A 16,685-nucleotide genomic window follows, 5' to 3' on the forward strand; every position below is an offset into this window, starting at 1 on the left:
AGAAGAAGCCAAAAATGTCGTCAGCAGCCTCGTTCAGCAATTTCAAGGTTCTCACCTTCGACGTCGTCGGCACCTTGATCGATTTCGAGACCGGCGTGCTCTCCGCGGTGCGCCGGATCTCGGGCAAGTCGCCGGCCGAGCTCAGCGACGACAAGATCTTCGAATCCTACAAGCGCGGTCGCGACAAGCACCACGAGCGGTCGAGCGAGGTGATGTTCCATGTCTATCGCTATCTTGCCAAGGAACTCGGGCTGCAGGCCGATGACGCCTCCTGCGACGTGTTCCAGCTCGCGGTGCTGCGCTGGGGACCGTTCCCAGACTCGGTCGAGGCTCTGAAGCGCCTGAGAACCAAATTCCGCCTGGTCGCGATGACCAATGCCGACCGCGTCGCGCTGTCCTGTTACGCGCACGCGCTCGGCAATCCCTTCGACGATACCGTTTGCGCCGACGAGACTGGCGTTGCGAAACCCGATCCGGAGTTTTTCGCCTACAACAAGGGCCGCCAGTCCGCTTTCGGCTACAAGCAGTCCGATATCCTTCACGTCGCGCAGAGCCAGTATCACGACATCGGGATTGCGCGGAAACTCGGCTACAAGGTGTGCTGGATCGAGCGCCGCCAGGGCATGGCCGGTTTCGGAGGCACACCGGCCGTGGAGACGCTGACCAAGCCGGACTTCCATTTTCCGACGTTGAAGGCGCTTGCCGATGCGGCCATCGGGCCGGCGGCGTAAGGCATGAGCGGTGGCATGACACGGGACTGGAAGGCGCTGCCGTCGGCCAACTCGCTGTGGGCCGCCACGGCCGAGCCGGCGCGCGAGTTTCCGGTCGTGTCAGGCGAGCACCAGGCGGATGTGGTGATCATCGGTGCGGGCTACACGGGCCTGTCTGCTGCGCACCACATCGCCAAAAGCGGTTTGTCGCCGATCGTACTCGAGGCCAACCGCCCGGGCTGGGGCGCGAGTGGACGCAATGGCGGCGTGATCACCGCAAAGTTCCGCCTCTCGTTCCGCGAGATCGACGCCGTGCACGGCCGCGCCATGGCGCAGCGCATGTACGGGATCGCGCATGAATCCACTGATACCGTCGAGGAGCTGGTCTCCGAATTTGGCATCACCAGTGCCGCGTTGACGCGCACCGGCCAGGTCAAGGCCGCTCACAACGAGACGACCCTGAAGGCCACGATCGACGAGGCCAACTGGATGAAGCGCGAGATGGGGGATGCGGAGGTCCGCATCCTCGACAAGGGGCAAGTGCGCGACGAGACCGGCTCCGACATCTTCGTCGGCGGCGTGCTCAATCCCGGCTCCGGCGGCATCCATCCGCTGAATTATCTGCGCGGCCTTGCCGATGGCGTGGCGCGCCGCGGCATCCCGATTTTCCAGGAGTCGCCGGTCGTAAGGCTCCGCCGCGACAACAGCGGCATCGCCGCTGAAACGCCGCAAGGCGCAGTGCGGGCAAAGCAGGCGATCATCGCCACCAACAGCTATTCCGACCTCACCGGCGCGACCGCGAGCATGCAGCGCACGCTGATCCCGTTCCGCAGCGCCATCATCGCGACCGACAGGCTGCCGCGCAACCTCGCGGGAAGCCTGATGCCGACCGGGCGCACCTACACCGAGACCAAGCGCATGATGCGTTGGTTCCGCATGGTCGACAATCGTGTGATTTTTGGCGGCCGCGGCGCCTTCGGCAAGCAGGATTCGGAAACCGCTTTCGACGCGTTGCGCAAGGCGATGGTCGGAATCTTTCCCGACCTTGCCGACGTCCCGCTCGCCTACAAATGGTCGGGCCTGGTCGGGATGACGTTGGACTCGGTGCCGCATATCGGCCGGCTCGACGACCGCACGCTGTTCTCGATGGGCTACAACGGCGCGGGCGTGGCGATGTCGAGCCTGATGGGCCGCTATCTCGCCGCCTTTGTGCGCGGCGAGACGCCAGAGGTCGGGCTGCTCGACGCGAGGCGATTGAAAGCCATCCCGTTCTATCCGTTGCGCGAGCCCGCCGTGCGCATGGTCGCCGGCTGGTACCAGTTTCTCGATGCGATCGGACAGTGACATTTATCTGGAGGAGGCGAGGATGAATACGAATCGGATTTTTGGACTTGGCTACACGCTGGTTGGTGCGATCGCGATAAGCGGCACGGCTGCCAGGGCTGCCGAACAGATCACCTTCGTCTCGCAAGGCGGCGCCTATCAGCAGGCGCAGACGGTGGCGATCCTCGATCCCACGGCAAAGAAGCTCGGCATCACAATCAACCAAGATTCGATTCCCGACGCCTGGCCTGCGATCAAGACGCAAGTCGGCAGCGGCAAGCCGATCTGGGACGTCGTGGATACTCCGACCGGCAACTGCCTGCGTGGGGGCGAGCAGGGGCTGATCGAGAAGCTCGACTTCTCGAAGATCCCGAATGGCGCCGCGATGCCGGAGTCCTATCGCAGCCCCTATTCGGTTTCCTACGAGTTCTATTCCAGCGTACTGGCCTACAGCCAGAAGACCTTTCCGAAGGACGCGCCGAACAGCTGGGCCGATTTCTGGGACGTCCAGAAATTTCCCGGGCGCCGCGCACTGCGCAACCACCCGTTCGCGACGCTCGAGGCGGCACTGATGGCCGACGGCGTCGCGCCCGACAAGCTCTATCCGCTCGACGTCGACCGGGCCTTCAAGAAGCTGGAAGAGATCAAGCCGCACATCACGGTGTGGTGGACCTCCGGCGCACAGTCGGCGCAACTGCTCAACGACGGCGAGGTCGACATGGAGATGGCCTGGAATGGCCGTGTCAGTGCGGTCGCGAAGGAAGGCGCCAAGGTCGCCTTCACCTACAACCAGGGCGTTTTACAAAGCACCTCGCTCTGCATCCTCAAGGGCGCGCCGAATCTCGAGACGGCCGTCAAGTTTCTCAACGAGGCCGTCGATCCCGTGCACCAGGCCAATCTGCCGCTCAATATCGATTACGGCCCGGGCAATCCCAAGGCGTTCGATACCGGCGTGATCAAGCCGGAGCGCGCCGCGCAATTGCCAAGCGAGCCGGCCAATGCGGCCAAGCAGGCCCTGATGTCCTACGCCTGGTGGTCCTCGCCGGCGGGCGAAGCCACCGAGAAGCGTTGGGCGTCGTTCATGCAGAAGTAGGCGAAGCGAGGCCGCGTCGATGACATCCGTGCCGGATCCCTCCCAAAAGCATCAGCGTCGCGAACACGGCCTGATGCTGGCATTGGTGTCGCCGGCGCTGCTGGTGATCTTGGCTCTGATCGTGCTGCCGGTCGGCTGGCTCGCCTGGCAGTCGATCTACCATGACGGCTTCACGCTGGAGAATTATCGCCGCGTCTTCACCGAAGACATCTACTGGCGCAGCTTTGCGCTGACCTTCGAGATCAGCCTCGTGGTCACGGGAATCGCGCTGCTGCTTGGCTATCCCGTGGCCTACCTCGCCAACTCGGTGCCGAAAGGATGGAGCATTCTCATCCTGTCGCTGGTCGTGCTGCCGTTCTGGACCAGTGTGCTGGTGCGCGCTTATGCCTGGCTGGCGCTGCTCCAGCGCACCGGTGTGATCAACCAGCTTTTGCGTTATCTCGAGGTGACGAGCGAACCGCTCGCGCTGGTGCACAACACCTTCGGCACGGTGGTTGCGACGGTACACATCCTCTTGCCGTTCATGGTGCTGCCGCTCTACGCCACCATGCAGAAGATCCCGTCCGACCTCATGCAGGCCGGCGCCAGCCTGGGAGCGAGCCCGTCGCTCACCTTCGTCCGCGTCTTCCTGCCGCTGTCTCTGCCGGGCGTGCTGGCAGGCTGCACCATGGTGTTCGTGCTCTGCCTCGGTTTTTACATCACGCCGGAACTGCTCGGCGGCGGCCGCACGGTGATGGTGTCGATGCTGGTGAGCCGCAATGTCGAGCTATACAACCAGTTCGGCGCGGCGAGCGCAGTCGCCGTCGTGCTGCTCTTAAGCGTGCTCGCGATCTTCTTCGTCGTCAGCCGCTTCATCTCGCTCGATCGCATATTGGGGCAGAAATGACGCGATTGTCACCCGCCCGGATCGCCCTCTATGTGATCAGCGCGCTGGTGCTGATCTACCTGATCCTGCCGGTGCTGATCATCGCGCCGATCTCCTTCTCCAGCGCGCGTTTTCTGACCTTTCCGCCACCGTCGTTCTCGCTGCGCTGGTATCAGCAGTATTTCTCCAACGCGGCCTGGATGCAGGCGACGCGGGTAACGCTGACGGTCGCGCTCCTTACCGTGCTTATCGCAACGCCGCTCGGCGTCTCCGCCGCCTATGCCATCAGCCAGTCGAAGCTGCGGATCATGCGGCTGATCCACATGATGCTGCTGTTGCCGCTGGTGGTGCCGATCATCATCACTGCGGTGGGGATCTTCTTCCTCTATGCCAAAATCGGCTTGGTCGCGACGCTGCCGGGCCTGGTGCTCGCCAATGTGATGCTGGGGCTGCCTTACGTGATCATTTCGGTGCTGGCGGGCTTGCAGAGTTTCGATCCGGCGCAGGAGATGGTCGCACGCAGCCTCGGCATGAATCGCCTGCGTAGCTTCTTCGCGGTGACCTTGCCGCAGATCAAGTCCAGCGTGGTCGCAGGCGGCATCTTCGCCTTCATCTCGGCGATGGACGAGACCATCGTCGCGCTTTTCATCTCCGGCGGCCAGTATCAGCCGCTGACCAAGCGCATGTTCACCGCCCTCCGCGACGAGATCGACCCGACCATCGCTGCCATCTCGACGCTGATGACGGCGGCCTCCTTCGTGCTGGTACTGCTGGCGAGCGCGCGGCAGAAAAAGGGCGGGTGATTTTTGTTCATCGTCCTGGCGAAAGCCAGGAGGTCCTGGCTTCGCCAGGACGACACCGAATGCTTGGCACGAACCTCGCCGTCTCACGCTTTCGCCGCCAGCCACGCCAAAATCATCTCCACGATCTGTGCCCTGCTGTTTGCCGGCACGTCGGCCTCGCTGAGGTCGCGGTCGAATAGGGCACCGATCTGGTTCGGCCAGGTCGTCAACGAAGGCGTCGAAGCTCGCCACCTCTCGTCCGGCAAGCGGCTGCGACATGGGCTGCAGTGCAACCAGCAGGGGCGGGCATGACGCCTGCGCAGGGTGCGAGGAGCCTTTCGATCTTGCGCGCCCTGTCGGCCTGTCCTACGCCAGCTCCGAGCAAAATTTCGCGAAGCTGCGAAACGCATCGCCAAAGCCTTGAGGGAGCCGTCATGACCATTCGCAACGCCCGCACCGGGGGCCAGATCCTGATCGATCAGCTCGTCGCCCAGGGCGTCGAGCGCGTCACCTGCGTGCCGGGCGAGAGCTATCTGGCGGCGCTGGACGCGCTGCACGACAGCCCGATCGACGTCATGATCTGCCGCGCCGAAGGCGGTGCGGCGATGATGGCGGAAGCCTATGGCAAGCTCACCGGGCGTCCCGGCATCTGCTTCGTCACCCGCGGCCCCGGCGCCACCAATGCGAGCCACGGCGTCCACATCGCGATGCAGGATTCCACGCCAATGATCCTGTTCGTCGGTCAGGTCGACACCGGCATGCGCGAGCGCGAGGCGTTTCAGGAACTCGACTACAAGGCGGTGTTCGGCACCATGGCGAAATGGGCGGTCGAGATCGATCGTCCCGACCGGATTCCGGAGTTGGTCGCGCGCGCTTTCCGCGTCGCCATGCAGGGCCGTCCCGGTCCCGTGGTGATCTCGCTGCCCGAGAACATGCTGACCGAGACCGCAGCCGTTGCGGACGCCATGCGCATCGAGCCGGCGGTGAGCTGGCCGGCGCCTGCCGATATCGAGCGCGTCGGCGCCATGCTTGCGAGCGCCAAGGCGCCGCTCGTCATTCTTGGCGGCTCGCGCTGGACGGATGAAGCGACCCGGAGCATCGCGCGCTTTGCCGAGCGGTTCGACCTGCCGGTCGCGACCTCCTTCCGCCGGGCCTCGCTGATCGACGCCGATCACTCGCATTATGCCGGCGATCTCGGCATCGGGCCGAGCCCGAGCCTGAAGGCGCGCCTCGACCACGCCGACGTCATTTTGCTGATCGGCGGCCGCATGTCGGAAATGCCGTCCTCATCCTACACGCTGCTCGACATTCCGACCCCGCGGCAGAAGCTGATCCACGTTCATCCCGGCTCGGAAGAGCTCGGCCGCATCTATCAGCCTGAGCTCGCGATCCAGGCCACGCCCGCCGCCTTCGCGGCCGCGGTCGAGACGCTGAAGCCGGCAGGCGCCGTTGCCTGGAAGGGCGAGGCCGCCAAGGCGCATGCCGACTATCTTGCCTGGACCGAAAAGGCGCGCGAGCTGCCGGGCACGTTCCAGTACGGCCAGGTCATGACCTGGCTGCGCGATCGCCTGCCCAAGGACGCGATCGTCTGCAACGGCGCCGGCAACTACGCCGGCTGGATCCATCGCCATCATCGCTTCCACAGCTTTGCCGCCCAGCTCGCGCCGACCTCGGGCTCGATGGGATATGGCGTGCCGGCGGCGGTGCTCGCGAAACGGCAATATCCGGATCGCACCGTTATCGCGTTCGCCGGCGACGGCTGCTTCCTGATGAACGGGCAGGAATTCGCGACTGCCGTGCAATACGATGCGCCGCTCGTCGTCATCATCGTCGACAATGCGCAATACGGCACCATCCGCATGCACCAGGAGCGCGACTATCCGGGACGCGTGGTCGGCACCCAGCTCAAGAACCCGGATTTTGCGATGTACGCAAAAGCGTTCGGCGGCCATGGCGAGCGCGTCGAGCGCACCGAAGAGTTCGCGCCGGCGTTCGAGCGTGCGCTCGCCTCGGGCAAGCCGTCGATCCTCCACTGCATCATCGATCCGCGCGCGATGTCGGTCGGCAAGGACTTCGCCCCTGCGGTGAAGGCTTAAGCGATGTCGGAGGGCCGCCACGTCGCCATCATCGGTGCCGGCGCGGTCGGCGTGATCAGCGCCATCGAGGCGCTGCGCGAGGGATATCGCGTCACGCTGATCGACGCCGGCGAGCCCGGTGGCGAACAGGCGGCGAGCTACGGCAATGCCGGCTGGCTCTCTTCGCATTCGGTAATCCCGCCGGCCGAGCCCGGTGTCTGGAAGAAGGTGCCGGGTTATCTGGTGGACCCGCTCGGGCCGCTCGCGATCCGCTGGTCTTATCTGCCGAAGGCGCTGCCCTGGCTGGTCAAATATCTGCTCTCGGGCTGGACCGAGGCGCGGGTCGAGACGACGGCCTTCGCGCTACGCGGCCTCCTGAAGGACGCGCCGCAGTTGCACAGGAAGCTCGCGGAGGAGGCGGGCGTCCCTGAATTGATCGAGCGTAACGGCGTGATGCATGTTTTCCCGTCACGCGGCAATTTCGACAACGATCTCGGTTGGCGCGTGCGCAAGCGCGTCGGCGTCGAATGGCTTGAGCTTTCGTCCGACGAGATGCGTCAACGCGAGCCGGATTTGCATCCGCGCTACACTTTTGGCGTGGTGGTGGAGGAGGCCGGGCGCTGCCGCGATCCCGGTGCCTATGTCGCGGCGCTCGCGCAACATGCCCTAGCAAGCGGCGCCAAGCTCGTGCGGGCCAAGGCAATTGGGCTGAAGCTATCCGGCAACAAGCTCGTGGCTGTCCTGACCGAGACCGGCGAGATTGCGTGCGATGCCGCGGTGATTGCCGCCGGTGCGCATTCGAAGCGGCTCACGGCGTCCATCGGCGATCCGCTGCCGCTTGAGACCGAGCGCGGCTATCACGTCATGATCGAGAATCCGGAATCGGGGCCGCGCAGCTCGATGATGGCCTCGGATGCGAAGATGGTGGTGAACTGGACCGACAAGGGTTTGCGCGCCGCCGGCACGGTCGAGATCGCCGGCCTCGAGGCCGCACCGAACTGGAAGCGCGCCGAGATCCTGCGCAACCATCTCGTCAGCATGTTCCCGAAACTGCCCACGGACATTCCGGCTTCGCGTATCAAGACCTGGTTCGGCCATCGGCCGAGCATGCCGGACGGACGTCCCTGCATCGGTTACGCGCGGGCCTCGCGTGACATCGTCTATGCCTTCGGCCACGGCCATATCGGCCTGGTCGGCTCGGCCCGCACCGGTCGTCTCGTCGCCCAGCTTCTGAGCGGCAAGCCGCCGGAAATTCCGCTCGCACCGTTTTCGCCCGATCGTTTTCTCTGAGATCGCATCATGACCGCTCCAGCCAACTCGTCCCCCCGAATAGCCCGCGGCGGCAAGGCCATCTATGGAGCGCCGCTCGGCATCCTGATGCTGGAGGCGCGCTTTCCCCGCATTCCCGGCGACATGGGCAACGGCACCACCTGGCCCTTCCCCGTGCTCTATCGTGTGGTGAGCGGGGCTTCGCCCGAGAAGGTGGTATTGAAGGGCGCCGCCGGTCTGCTGCCTGATTTCATCGACGCGGCAAAGGACCTGGTGCGGCTCGGGGCCGAGGCCATCACCACCAATTGCGGCTTCCTCTCGCTGTTCCAGAAGGAGATCGCGGCCGCGGTCGGCGTTCCCGTTGCGACCTCGTCACTGATGCAGGTGCCGTGGGTGCAGGCGACCTTGCCGCCGGGCAAGCGCGTTGGCCTCGTCACGGTATCCGGTTCGACCTTGACGCCGGCCCATCTCGCAGGCGCCGGCGTGCCGCTCGATACGCCGCTGGTCGGCACCGAGCACGGCAAGGAATTCTTCCGCGTCTTGATCAAGGCCGAGAAGGAGGACATGGACATTGCGCAGGCCGAACGTGATGTGGTCGAGGCCGGCAAGGAGCTGATCGCCAGGAACCCGGATGTCGGCGCGATCGTGCTGGAATGCACCAACATGCCGCCTTATGCAGCGGCGCTTCAGGCCGAGGTCGGATTGCCCGTCTACGATATCTATTCCATGATCACCTGGTTTCATGCCGGGCTGCGGCCGCGCCAGTTTGGCTAGAGGTCGAGAAGTTGTCTATGACTCCTCTTCCTTCTCCCGTGCGGGAGAAGGTGGCGCGAAGCGCCGGATGAGGATATCTCTCCGCGCATATGGATGCGGATGAGTTCGCGGAGAGATACCCCTCACCCAAATGAGTTTGTATCTGTCAGCGGTGATGTCCTCTCCCGCAAGGGGAGAGGGCGCAGCCATGCGCATCGTGCGCTGTCCCACCGGCAGCGGAAGAGGCAGCTATACAATCCCTCGATACCTGATCGCGCCAGACGGTCAGAGCTTTGGCGCCTGAACATCGCTAGAGTGCCTCTCGAAATCCACGGAGACCAGCGGTGCACAGCCTTCAATCCAATCCCGACACGCGCGCAGACGATTGGCCGTCCGAGCTCTACCGCATCCTGAAAGCCGCCGACGTGCGGCAGATGTTCTACGTTCCCGATGCCGGTCACAGCCAGCTCATCCGCCTGTTCTCCGCCGACCGCGACGTCACCACCAACGTGCTGACGACGGAAGAGGAGGGCGTCGCCATCGCCGCAGGCGCCTGGCTCGGCGGCCAGCGTAGCGTGCTCTTGATGCAGTCGAGCGGGGTCGGCAATTGCATCAACATGCTGTCGCTGTCGGCGATCGGACGATTTCCACTGCTGATGCTGGTGACGATGCGCGGCGAATGGGCCGAGTTCAATCCCTGGCAGGTGCCGATGAGCCGTGCGACGCAGCCCTCGCTGGAAGCGATTGGTTTGAAGGTGATGCGCGCGGAGACGGCGGAGGATCTGGTCGAGACCGTGGAATCGGCCGCAGCGCTCGCCTACGATTCCGATCAGCAGATCGCGGTGCTGATCGGGCAGCGCCTGATCGGCAAGAAGAAGTGGTGATGCCAATGCAAGCTCAGCTCGACCGCCGCGCCGCCGTCGCCGCGCTCCTGAAGAATCGCAAGGACACGCTGGTCGTGTCCGGCCTCGGCTCGCCGACCTATGATCTTCATTCGGTCGGCGACCATGACGGCAATTTCTATCTCTGGGGCGCCATGGGCGGCGCCGCGCTGATCGGGCTTGGCCTCGCGCAAGCCCAGCCGGGAAAGCGCGTCCTCGCTTTGACCGGGGATGGCGAGCAATTGATGGGCCTCGGCGGCATCGCCACCATCGGCGTCGCGCGCCCGCGCAATCTCGACATCGTCGTGATCGACAACCAGCATTTTGGCGAGACCGGTATGCAGGCCAGCCACACCGGGCGCGGCGTCGATCTCACTGCGATCGCTGTGGCCTGCGGCTTTGCCGCGACCGGGACCGTGCGGACGCTCGAGGAGGTGGAACGTCTGGCGACGCAGCTCGACGAGCCGGCCGATGGCCCGCGCCTTTTTGTCATCAAGGTTCTGGCCGAAAATCCGCCGCGCTCGCTACCCTCGCGCGATGCCGTCTTTATCAAGAACCGGTTCCGTGCTCATCTTAGCTTCGCGTCGGTCTGAGCCGGGTTTCTCGCCCGGCGACAGTCTGCTGTCGAAGCAGCTACTCTGGAGTGAGACCATGAAACTATCCGGCAAGGTCGCCGCCATCACCGGCGCGGCGCGCGGTATCGGCAAGGCTTGCGCAAAGCGATTCCTGGACGACGGCGTCAAGGTCGTCATCTCGGATGTCGATGCCGAGGGCTTGGCCGCGACGGCCGCCGAACTCGCGCGACCGGATGCCTTGCGCACTGTCGTCGGCAATGTCGCAAAGCGTGCCGATGTCGACCAGCTGGTCGCAACTGCCGCAAAAGAGTTCGGCCGGCTCGATATCATGGTCAACAATGCCGGCGTCGCTCGCAACCGGGACCTCCTGGAGATCTCCGAAGAAGAATTCGATGAAATCATCGGCATCAACCTGAAGGGCGCGTTCTTCGGCGTGCAGGCGGCGGCGAAGCAGATGATCGCGCAAGGCGGCGGCGGGGTCATCATCAACATGTCCTCGGTCAATGCACTGCTGGCAATCCCGGCGCTTGCGACCTACGCCATGTCCAAGGGCGGCATGAAGCAGCTCACCTCGGTCGCTGCCGTCGCACTCGCTCCGCACAATATTCGTGTCGTCGCGGTCGGGCCGGGCACGATTCTGACCGACATGGTGGCATCGTCCATCTACACCTCGGAAGATGCCCGCAAGACCGTGATGTCACGCACGCCGGCCGGCCGTGGCGGCGAGCCGAGCGAAGTTGCCTCCGTCGTCGCGTTTCTTGCGAGTGACGATGCGTCCTACATCACGGGGCAGACGATCTATCCAGATGGTGGGCGGTTGATTCTGAATTACACGGTGCCGGTGAAGTAGATCACTCCGCCGCAGCCGTCATCCCGTGACCCAGTCGTTTCGAAATGCCGCCCGCGCAATCGCGTAGCGCATGGGCGATCGGGCTGTCCCAGCGCGCGTCAAAAGTGCCTTCCGGCCCCATCGCGGTGATTACCAGCGCGACATGGCCGGAATGATCGAACACCGGCGCAGAGAATGCGTTGACGCCGGGCAGGGGGTCGCCGAGCGCGCGGGCGAGGCCGTGCTTGCGGACCTCTGTGAGCATCTCAGTGACCTTCGCGCCTTTCACGGCGCGCTTCGGATTATAGCCGACGCCATGACGATCGAGGCCGCTTTCGAGCGCGGCGTTGATCGTCTTCTCCGGCAGGAAGGCCGCAAAGGCGCGGCCCGTGGCCGTCTCCAGCAGTGCCATCACCGAGCCGGCGCGCATCACGATGTGAACGGGCTGGCCGGGTTCTTCGAGCTGCACCACGGTCGGGCCGTGCGTCCCCCACACCGCGAGCGAGACCGCATGCCCGATCTGACTTGCGAGCGCCGCGATCTTCGGTCCTGCGATGCGTACGCCGGATAGTCGGCGCAGGCTGATCAGGCCGAGCTCCAGCGCCAGCGCGCCGATCTCGTAACGGCCGGTGGTCTCGTCCTGCTCGATCAGGCCGATGCGGGAGAAGCTGGCGAGATAGGGATGCGCTTTGGCCGGCGTCATGCCGGCCTCGCGCGCGAGATCGCGCAGCATCATCGGCTCGCCGCATCTTGCAAGCGCGCGGAGCAATTCTCCGCCGACCTCGATCGACTGGATGCCGCGGCTCTCTCTTTTCATGCGCCTCCTGGCGTGGCTTACGCCGCGTTGCGCTTGGCGGCGCTGTCGGCGAGATGACGGCCGGCAATGTAGCCGAAGGTCAGCGCCGGCCCAAGCGTGATGCCGGCGCCCGGATAATTGCCGCCCATGATGCTCGCCATGTCGTTGCCGGCGGCATAGAGCCCGGGAATCACCCGTCCCTCCGCATCGAGCGCCCGCGCGTTCTCGTCGGTGACGATGCCGGCATAGGTGCCGAGATCGCCGACCACCATCTTGATGGCGTAGAACGGGCCGTTCTCGATCGGCGCGACGCAGGGGTTCGGGCCGTGCAGCGCATCGCCCTGGTAGCGGTTATAGGCCTTTGAGCCCTTGCCGAAGGCGGCGTCGTGTCCCTGTGGTGCGGTCGCATTGAACTGCTTGACGGTCTCGGTAAACGCGCTGGCATCGATACCCGCTTTTGCCGCGAGTGCCTCCAGTGTCTCGCCGCGCATGAGATATCCCGTCTTGAGGTGATGACCCAGCGGCATCGGGAACGGCGGCACGCAGCCGAGGCCGTATTTGCGCAGGGTCTGGTGATCGCAGACCAGGTACGCCGCGATCTCCTCGCCGGGTTTCGCCGCCTTGACCATGGCCTGGACGAAGTCGTGATAGGAATTGCCCTCGTTGGCAAAGCGCTTGCCGTCACGCATCACCGCGATCACACCGGGTTTGGCGCGGTCGATGAAATGCGGCATCACGCCGTGTGAGCCGTCCTTGCGCTTGGTGACCGAGACCGGGACCCAGGCTGCCGCGTTCGGCAGCCTGTCCTCGACATGTCCGCCGGCGCGTTCTGCGAGCCGCAGCCCATCGCCGGTGTTGCCGGTCGGTCCCGGCGAAAAATGCTCGTTCCCGGTCGGCGCGTGCGGGAACATCTTCTTGCGCCGTTCGACATCATGCGGGAAACCGCCGCAGGCGAGCACGACGCCTTGTCTCGCACGAATGCGGACGTCGCGTCCGTCGCGGGCGACAATGGCGCCCGTGACAGTGCCGTTCTCGACAGTGAGCTCGCGCACCGGCGAGGACAGCCACATCGGTATCTTCAGGTCCTGGGCCGATTTTGCCAGGCGCCCGGCGAGCGCATTGCCGTTGGTCAGCGTCATGCCGCGGCCATAGCGCAGTACGTCCATCAGATGCCGCGACAGGCGCTTTGCGACATAGACCGCCGAGCTTAGGGACTTCGTCGCGCGCATGAAATGGACGATGTCTTTGCCGGATCCGAGCATCATGCCGAATACGGTCAGCTCGGGCAGGGGCATGCCGAGGGTCTTGATCTGGTCGCCGAGTTCGCGGCCGTCGAACGGGCGCGCCACCATCGAACGACCACCCTGGGCGCCGCCGGGCGCCTCGGCGTGGTAGTCCGGGAACACCAGCGGCATGTCGAAACGGAGCGCCGTCTTGCTGGTGAAAAAATCGATCGCCTCGGGCCCGGCGCTCAGGAATGCATCGACGCGCGCGGCTTCAAAGTTGTTGCCGGCTTCGTGCCGCAGGTAAGTCCGCGCCTGCTCCGGTGTCTCCTCGATGCCGTAGGCCTTGGCCAGCGAGGTACCGGGAATCCAGAGCCAGCCGCCGGAGCGGGCGGTGGTGCCTCCGAAGCGCGGCTCCTTCTCGACGATCAGCACGTCGAGGCCGCGATAGCGCGCGGTGATGGCGGCCGACATGCCGGAGCAGCCCGATCCGGCCACGAGCACATCGCACTCGTAAGTCTCGTTGCGCTCGTTGCCGGTCATGCAGGCCTCACTTCTTGAGCAACGGACATTTCGACTCGGAGACCGGGCGGAAGGCGTCCTCGCCCTTCACCGTCTTGATGATCTCCAAATAATCCCACGGTTCCTTGGACTGCTCGGGTGTTTTCACCTTGGCGAGATACATGTCGCGAATGACGCGGCCGTCCTCGCGCAAGCGTCCGCCATGAACGAATGTATCCTCGATCGGCAGCTCGCGCATCTTGGCCATCGCCTTGGCGGGATCATCGGTGCCGGCGGCCTTGATGGCCTTGAGATAATGCAGCACCGAGCCGTAGACGCCGGTCTGAATCATGGTCGGCATCACCTTGGTGCGCTCGTAGAATTTCCGCGACCATGCGCGGGTCGCCTCGTCCATGTTCCAGTACGAGGCCGTGGTCATGTAGGTACCCTGCGCGGATTTGAGGCCGATCGCGTGGACATCGGTGTCGAACATCAGGAGGCCGACCAGCTTCTGGCCACCCTGCACCAGGCCGAACTCGCCGGACTGCTTGATGGCATTGTCGGTGTCCTGGCCCGCATTGGCGAAAGCGACGACGTCCGATTTCGAGCTTTGCGCCTGGAGTGCAAAGGACGAGAAATCGGCCGTATTGGTGGGGTGCTTCACGCCGCCCAAAACCTTGCCGCCCATCTCGTTGATGAAGCGCGTGGCATCCTTCTCGAGCTGCTGCCCGAAGGCGTAGTCGGCGGTGATGAAGTACCAGGATTTTCCGCCTTCCTTGATCACGGCGGAGGCCGTCACCTTCGACAGCGCGTAGGTATCGTAGGTGAAGTGCACGGTGTTCGGGCTGCAAAGCTCGTCGGTCAGCGAACTCGCGCCGGGCCCGGAGAGCAGCGCAATCTTGTTGCGCTCGCGCACCATATTGTGGACGGCGATCGCGATGCCGGAATTGGGGATGTCGACGACGGCATCGACCTTGCCGTTGTCGAACCAGCCGCGCACAATCTGCACGCCAACATCGGTCTTCATCTGGTGATCGGCGCTGATGATCTCGATCGGCTTGCCGAGCACGGTGGGCCCGAATTCCTCCAAGGCCATTTTCGCGGCCTCCACGGAGCCCGGCCCGCTGTTGTCGCGGCCCCAGCTCGACAGATCCGTCAGCACGCCGATCCGCACGGCGTCGTCGGAGATTTGCGCGTTCGCAACGGTGGTCATGGCAGCCGAAGTCATGGCCGCGAGCATGGCGCAGGCCAAAAACCCTCTCATCGTCGTTCCCTCTCGTTTATGGGCGCGCTTGGCGCGGCCGGTTATTGTGGCAGCAAGTTAGATATTAGCAAATAAGTTTGTCAATGGAGAATAAAGGCTCCGCGTCGTCTTGGCGAAGGCCGGGACCCATACCGCGTGATCTCTCGAAGTCGGGCGGTCGCAGTACCGGGGCGCCGGTCTTTGCCAAACTCCTCCCTGTGATTATGGGTCCCGGCCTTCGCCGGGACGACAGTGAGGAGGCAGTGGCGCGAAAATCTCGCATTCTGATCTTGGGAGAACTAACACTCCCGCAAGTTGCAACCGCCACAACGATTGGCCATCATGTCGCCCAGGAATCTTGGGGCGGATGGCAATGACGGCAGCATCGGGAGTCTCCACTGCGGCGGAGAAATCGACGACGGCGCATGTGGTGTGGGCAGCCGCGCTCGGCACCGCGATCGAGTGGTACGACTTCCTGATCTACGGCACGGCGGCGGCGCTCGTGCTGAACAAGCTGTTCTTCCCGAGTTTCGATCCCATGGTCGGCACGCTGGCGGCGTTCTCGACCTATGCGGTCGGCTTTGTCGCGCGGCCGATCGGCGGTGCGATCATCGGGCATTACGGCGACCGGCTCGGCCGCAAGAAGATGCTGGTCGCGACCATGTTCGCGATGGGACTGGGCACGTTCCTGATCGGTTGCCTGCCGACCTACAGCCAGATCGGCGTCTGGGCGCCAATCTTCCTCGTCATTTTGCGCTTCGTCCAGGGCATCGGGCTCGGTGGGGAGTGGAGCGGCGCGGTGGTCATGGTGGCCGAGCACGCCGGCAACCGCCGCGGCTTTTACGGCAGTCTGGTGCAGATCGGCTTCCCCGTCGGCGTCGCCGCGTCCACCGGCATTTTCGGTCTGATGACGCAGCTGCCCGAAGCGGACTTCCTGAGCTGGGGCTGGCGCGTGCCGTTTCTGATCAGCATCCTGCTCGTCGGTGTCGGCTTCATCGTGCGGCTGAAACTCGCGGAGACGCCGCACTTCAAGGAGGTGCTCGAGCGCAAGGAGGTGCTGGCGCAGCCGGTGCTGGAAGTCCTGCGCCGCGACTGGCGCAGCTTCCTGCTGGCGATCGGCATCACGGTGTCCGAAGTCGGGCTCGCTTATCTCCTCACTGTTTTCACCGTGGTCTATGCCACGACGCAGCTCGGCCTTCCGCGGCAGGTGATCCTCAACGCGGTGGTCTATGCCGCGCTCGTCGAGCTCGCGACGCTGCCCCTCGCAGGCTGGCTGTCCGACATCTTCGGCCGCAAAGCGCTGTATCTCGCCGGCGGCGTGTTCTCGGTGGCGCTGGCGTTTCCGTTGTTCTGGTTCCTCGACACCAGGGAGCCTGCGCTGATCACGCTCGCGCTCGTCGTGACGATGACACTGACGCATGCGCTGTTGTTCGGGCCGAAGGCGGCCTTCATGCCGGAGCTGTTCCGTACCCAGGTGCGCTATAGCGGCGCATCGCTGGGAGCCAACGTTGCCGCCGCGCTCAGTGGCGGCTTCTCGCCGCTGATTGCGACGGCACTGCTTGCATGGGCCGCCTCGTACCGGCCGGTGTCGGTGTATATCATCGCACTGTCGGTCATCACCATCATCGCAACGTTGATAGCGCCGGAGACCGCGCGGGACTCGCTCAGGTCCTGAGGGCCGCCTTCATCTTATGCGCGTTGCCAAAAGCCGGTGCAGCGGGGCGAATCATTAGCCGCGTTTATGCAGCGAATTTTTACTTCCAATTT

16 protein-coding genes are annotated in these 16,685 nt (G+C 64.4%); 12 read left to right on the forward strand and 4 right to left on the reverse strand.

The annotated features are described in order from the left end of the window. Window positions 1-14 precede the first annotated feature (14 nt). Genes IVB54_RS08935 through IVB54_RS08955 form a run of 5 tightly spaced genes read left to right on the forward strand, consistent with a single transcriptional unit; the run spans window position 15 to window position 4,794 of the window. Entirely contained in the window at window positions 15-731 is a 717-nt protein-coding gene (locus IVB54_RS08935; RefSeq protein WP_018454007.1) for an HAD family hydrolase, read from the forward strand. 15 nt (window positions 732-746) lie between these two features. Next, window positions 747-2,054 carry an FAD-binding oxidoreductase gene (locus IVB54_RS08940; protein ID WP_247777168.1) on the forward strand — a complete coding sequence of 436 codons (1,308 nt, stop codon included), beginning with the start codon at window positions 747-749 and terminating at the stop codon, window positions 2,052-2,054. Window positions 2,055-2,076: 22 nt separating this feature from the next. Next, window positions 2,077-3,126, forward strand: a complete 1,050-nt coding sequence (locus IVB54_RS08945) for an ABC transporter substrate-binding protein (protein WP_247295057.1) — start codon at window positions 2,077-2,079, stop codon at window positions 3,124-3,126. 19 nt (window positions 3,127-3,145) lie between these two features. Continuing rightward, entirely contained in the window at window positions 3,146-4,012 is an 867-nt protein-coding gene (locus IVB54_RS08950) for an ABC transporter permease (RefSeq protein WP_026232651.1), read from the forward strand. Then, window positions 4,009-4,794 carry an ABC transporter permease gene (locus IVB54_RS08955; protein ID WP_085361521.1) on the forward strand — a complete coding sequence of 262 codons (786 nt, stop codon included), beginning with the start codon at window positions 4,009-4,011 and terminating at the stop codon, window positions 4,792-4,794. The genes IVB54_RS08950 and IVB54_RS08955 overlap by 4 nt, the downstream gene beginning before the upstream one ends. An 83-nt stretch (window positions 4,795-4,877) precedes the next feature. On the opposite strand, the gene IVB54_RS41430 is transcribed toward IVB54_RS08955, so the two are convergent. Beyond that, window positions 4,878-5,003 (reverse strand): hypothetical protein, encoded by a 126-nt coding sequence (locus IVB54_RS41430; RefSeq protein ID WP_256464935.1) that lies wholly within the window; start codon window positions 5,001-5,003, stop codon window positions 4,878-4,880. Window positions 5,004-5,207: 204 nt separating this feature from the next. Here IVB54_RS41430 and IVB54_RS08960 point away from each other — a divergent pair, with 204 nt between their 5' ends. The 6 genes from IVB54_RS08960 to IVB54_RS08985 all read left to right on the forward strand — a co-directional run bounded on the left by IVB54_RS08960 (window position 5,208) and on the right by IVB54_RS08985 (window position 11,176). Continuing rightward, window positions 5,208-6,869: a thiamine pyrophosphate-binding protein gene (locus IVB54_RS08960; protein ID WP_247295055.1), complete on the forward strand. Its 1,662-nt coding sequence runs from the start codon at window positions 5,208-5,210 to the stop codon at window positions 6,867-6,869. A gap of 3 nt (window positions 6,870-6,872) precedes the next feature. Continuing rightward, on the forward strand, window positions 6,873-8,138 hold the full coding sequence (locus IVB54_RS08965; protein WP_085351932.1) for an FAD-binding oxidoreductase: 1,266 nt from the start codon (window positions 6,873-6,875) through the stop codon (window positions 8,136-8,138). Window positions 8,139-8,147: 9 nt separating this feature from the next. Beyond that, window positions 8,148-8,891 carry an aspartate/glutamate racemase family protein gene (locus IVB54_RS08970; RefSeq protein WP_085351931.1) on the forward strand — a complete coding sequence of 248 codons (744 nt, stop codon included), beginning with the start codon at window positions 8,148-8,150 and terminating at the stop codon, window positions 8,889-8,891. 323 nt (window positions 8,892-9,214) lie between these two features. Continuing rightward, a complete protein-coding gene (locus tag IVB54_RS08975) occupies window positions 9,215-9,754 on the forward strand; it encodes a thiamine pyrophosphate-binding protein (protein WP_085351930.1) in 540 nt (179 codons plus the stop codon). After that, entirely contained in the window at window positions 9,754-10,344 is a 591-nt protein-coding gene (locus tag IVB54_RS08980) for a thiamine pyrophosphate-dependent enzyme (protein ID WP_143273367.1), read from the forward strand. The genes IVB54_RS08975 and IVB54_RS08980 overlap by 1 nt, the downstream gene beginning before the upstream one ends. A 58-nt stretch (window positions 10,345-10,402) precedes the next feature. Continuing rightward, entirely contained in the window at window positions 10,403-11,176 is a 774-nt protein-coding gene (locus IVB54_RS08985; RefSeq protein WP_085351929.1) for an SDR family oxidoreductase, read from the forward strand. 1 nt (window position 11,177) lies between these two features. Here IVB54_RS08985 and IVB54_RS08990 read toward each other — a convergent pair whose 3' ends face one another. The 3 genes from IVB54_RS08990 to IVB54_RS09000 are packed head-to-tail and all read right to left on the reverse strand — an operon-like array spanning window position 11,178 to window position 14,939. After that, window positions 11,178-11,972 carry an IclR family transcriptional regulator gene (locus tag IVB54_RS08990; RefSeq protein ID WP_085361518.1) on the reverse strand — a complete coding sequence of 265 codons (795 nt, stop codon included), beginning with the start codon at window positions 11,970-11,972 and terminating at the stop codon, window positions 11,178-11,180. A gap of 17 nt (window positions 11,973-11,989) precedes the next feature. Further along, the gene (locus IVB54_RS08995; protein WP_085385314.1) at window positions 11,990-13,717 is read right to left on the reverse strand and encodes an FAD-dependent oxidoreductase; all 1,728 of its coding nucleotides are present in this window, start codon (window positions 13,715-13,717) and stop codon (window positions 11,990-11,992) included. 7 nt (window positions 13,718-13,724) lie between these two features. Further along, window positions 13,725-14,939 carry an ABC transporter substrate-binding protein gene (locus IVB54_RS09000; protein ID WP_085351926.1) on the reverse strand — a complete coding sequence of 405 codons (1,215 nt, stop codon included), beginning with the start codon at window positions 14,937-14,939 and terminating at the stop codon, window positions 13,725-13,727. Window positions 14,940-15,291: 352 nt separating this feature from the next. On the opposite strand from IVB54_RS09000, the gene IVB54_RS09005 reads away from it, so the two are divergent. Then, a complete protein-coding gene (locus IVB54_RS09005) occupies window positions 15,292-16,593 on the forward strand; it encodes an MFS transporter (RefSeq protein ID WP_204512143.1) in 1,302 nt (433 codons plus the stop codon). Window positions 16,594-16,685: the final 92 nt, after the last annotated feature.

The organism is Bradyrhizobium sp. CW1, from assembly GCF_023100665.1.
GTDB lineage: Bacteria > Pseudomonadota > Alphaproteobacteria > Rhizobiales > Xanthobacteraceae > Bradyrhizobium > Bradyrhizobium canariense_D.

Bases quoted from the DNA above. Each gene is read 5' to 3' on its own strand.
- IVB54_RS08935 (WP_018454007.1), top strand. From the start codon at position 15: ATGTCGTCAGCAGCCTCGTTCAGCAATTTCAAGGTTCTCACCTTCGAC.
- IVB54_RS08940 (WP_247777168.1), top strand. From the start codon at position 747: ATGACACGGGACTGGAAGGCGCTGCCGTCGGCCAACTCGCTGTGGGCC.
- IVB54_RS08945 (WP_247295057.1), top strand. From the start codon at position 2,077: ATGAATACGAATCGGATTTTTGGACTTGGCTACACGCTGGTTGGTGCG.
- IVB54_RS08950 (WP_026232651.1), top strand. From the start codon at position 3,146: ATGACATCCGTGCCGGATCCCTCCCAAAAGCATCAGCGTCGCGAACAC.
- IVB54_RS08955 (WP_085361521.1), top strand. From the start codon at position 4,009: ATGACGCGATTGTCACCCGCCCGGATCGCCCTCTATGTGATCAGCGCG.
- IVB54_RS08960 (WP_247295055.1), top strand. From the start codon at position 5,208: ATGACCATTCGCAACGCCCGCACCGGGGGCCAGATCCTGATCGATCAG.
- IVB54_RS08965 (WP_085351932.1), top strand. From the start codon at position 6,873: ATGTCGGAGGGCCGCCACGTCGCCATCATCGGTGCCGGCGCGGTCGGC.
- IVB54_RS08970 (WP_085351931.1), top strand. From the start codon at position 8,148: ATGACCGCTCCAGCCAACTCGTCCCCCCGAATAGCCCGCGGCGGCAAG.
- IVB54_RS08980 (WP_143273367.1), top strand. From the start codon at position 9,754: ATGCCAATGCAAGCTCAGCTCGACCGCCGCGCCGCCGTCGCCGCGCTC.
- IVB54_RS08985 (WP_085351929.1), top strand. From the start codon at position 10,403: ATGAAACTATCCGGCAAGGTCGCCGCCATCACCGGCGCGGCGCGCGGT.
- IVB54_RS08990 (WP_085361518.1), bottom strand. From the start codon at position 11,972: ATGAAAAGAGAGAGCCGCGGCATCCAGTCGATCGAGGTCGGCGGAGAA.
- IVB54_RS08995 (WP_085385314.1), bottom strand. From the start codon at position 13,717: ATGACCGGCAACGAGCGCAACGAGACTTACGAGTGCGATGTGCTCGTG.
- IVB54_RS09000 (WP_085351926.1), bottom strand. From the start codon at position 14,939: ATGAGAGGGTTTTTGGCCTGCGCCATGCTCGCGGCCATGACTTCGGCT.
- IVB54_RS09005 (WP_204512143.1), top strand. From the start codon at position 15,292: ATGACGGCAGCATCGGGAGTCTCCACTGCGGCGGAGAAATCGACGACG.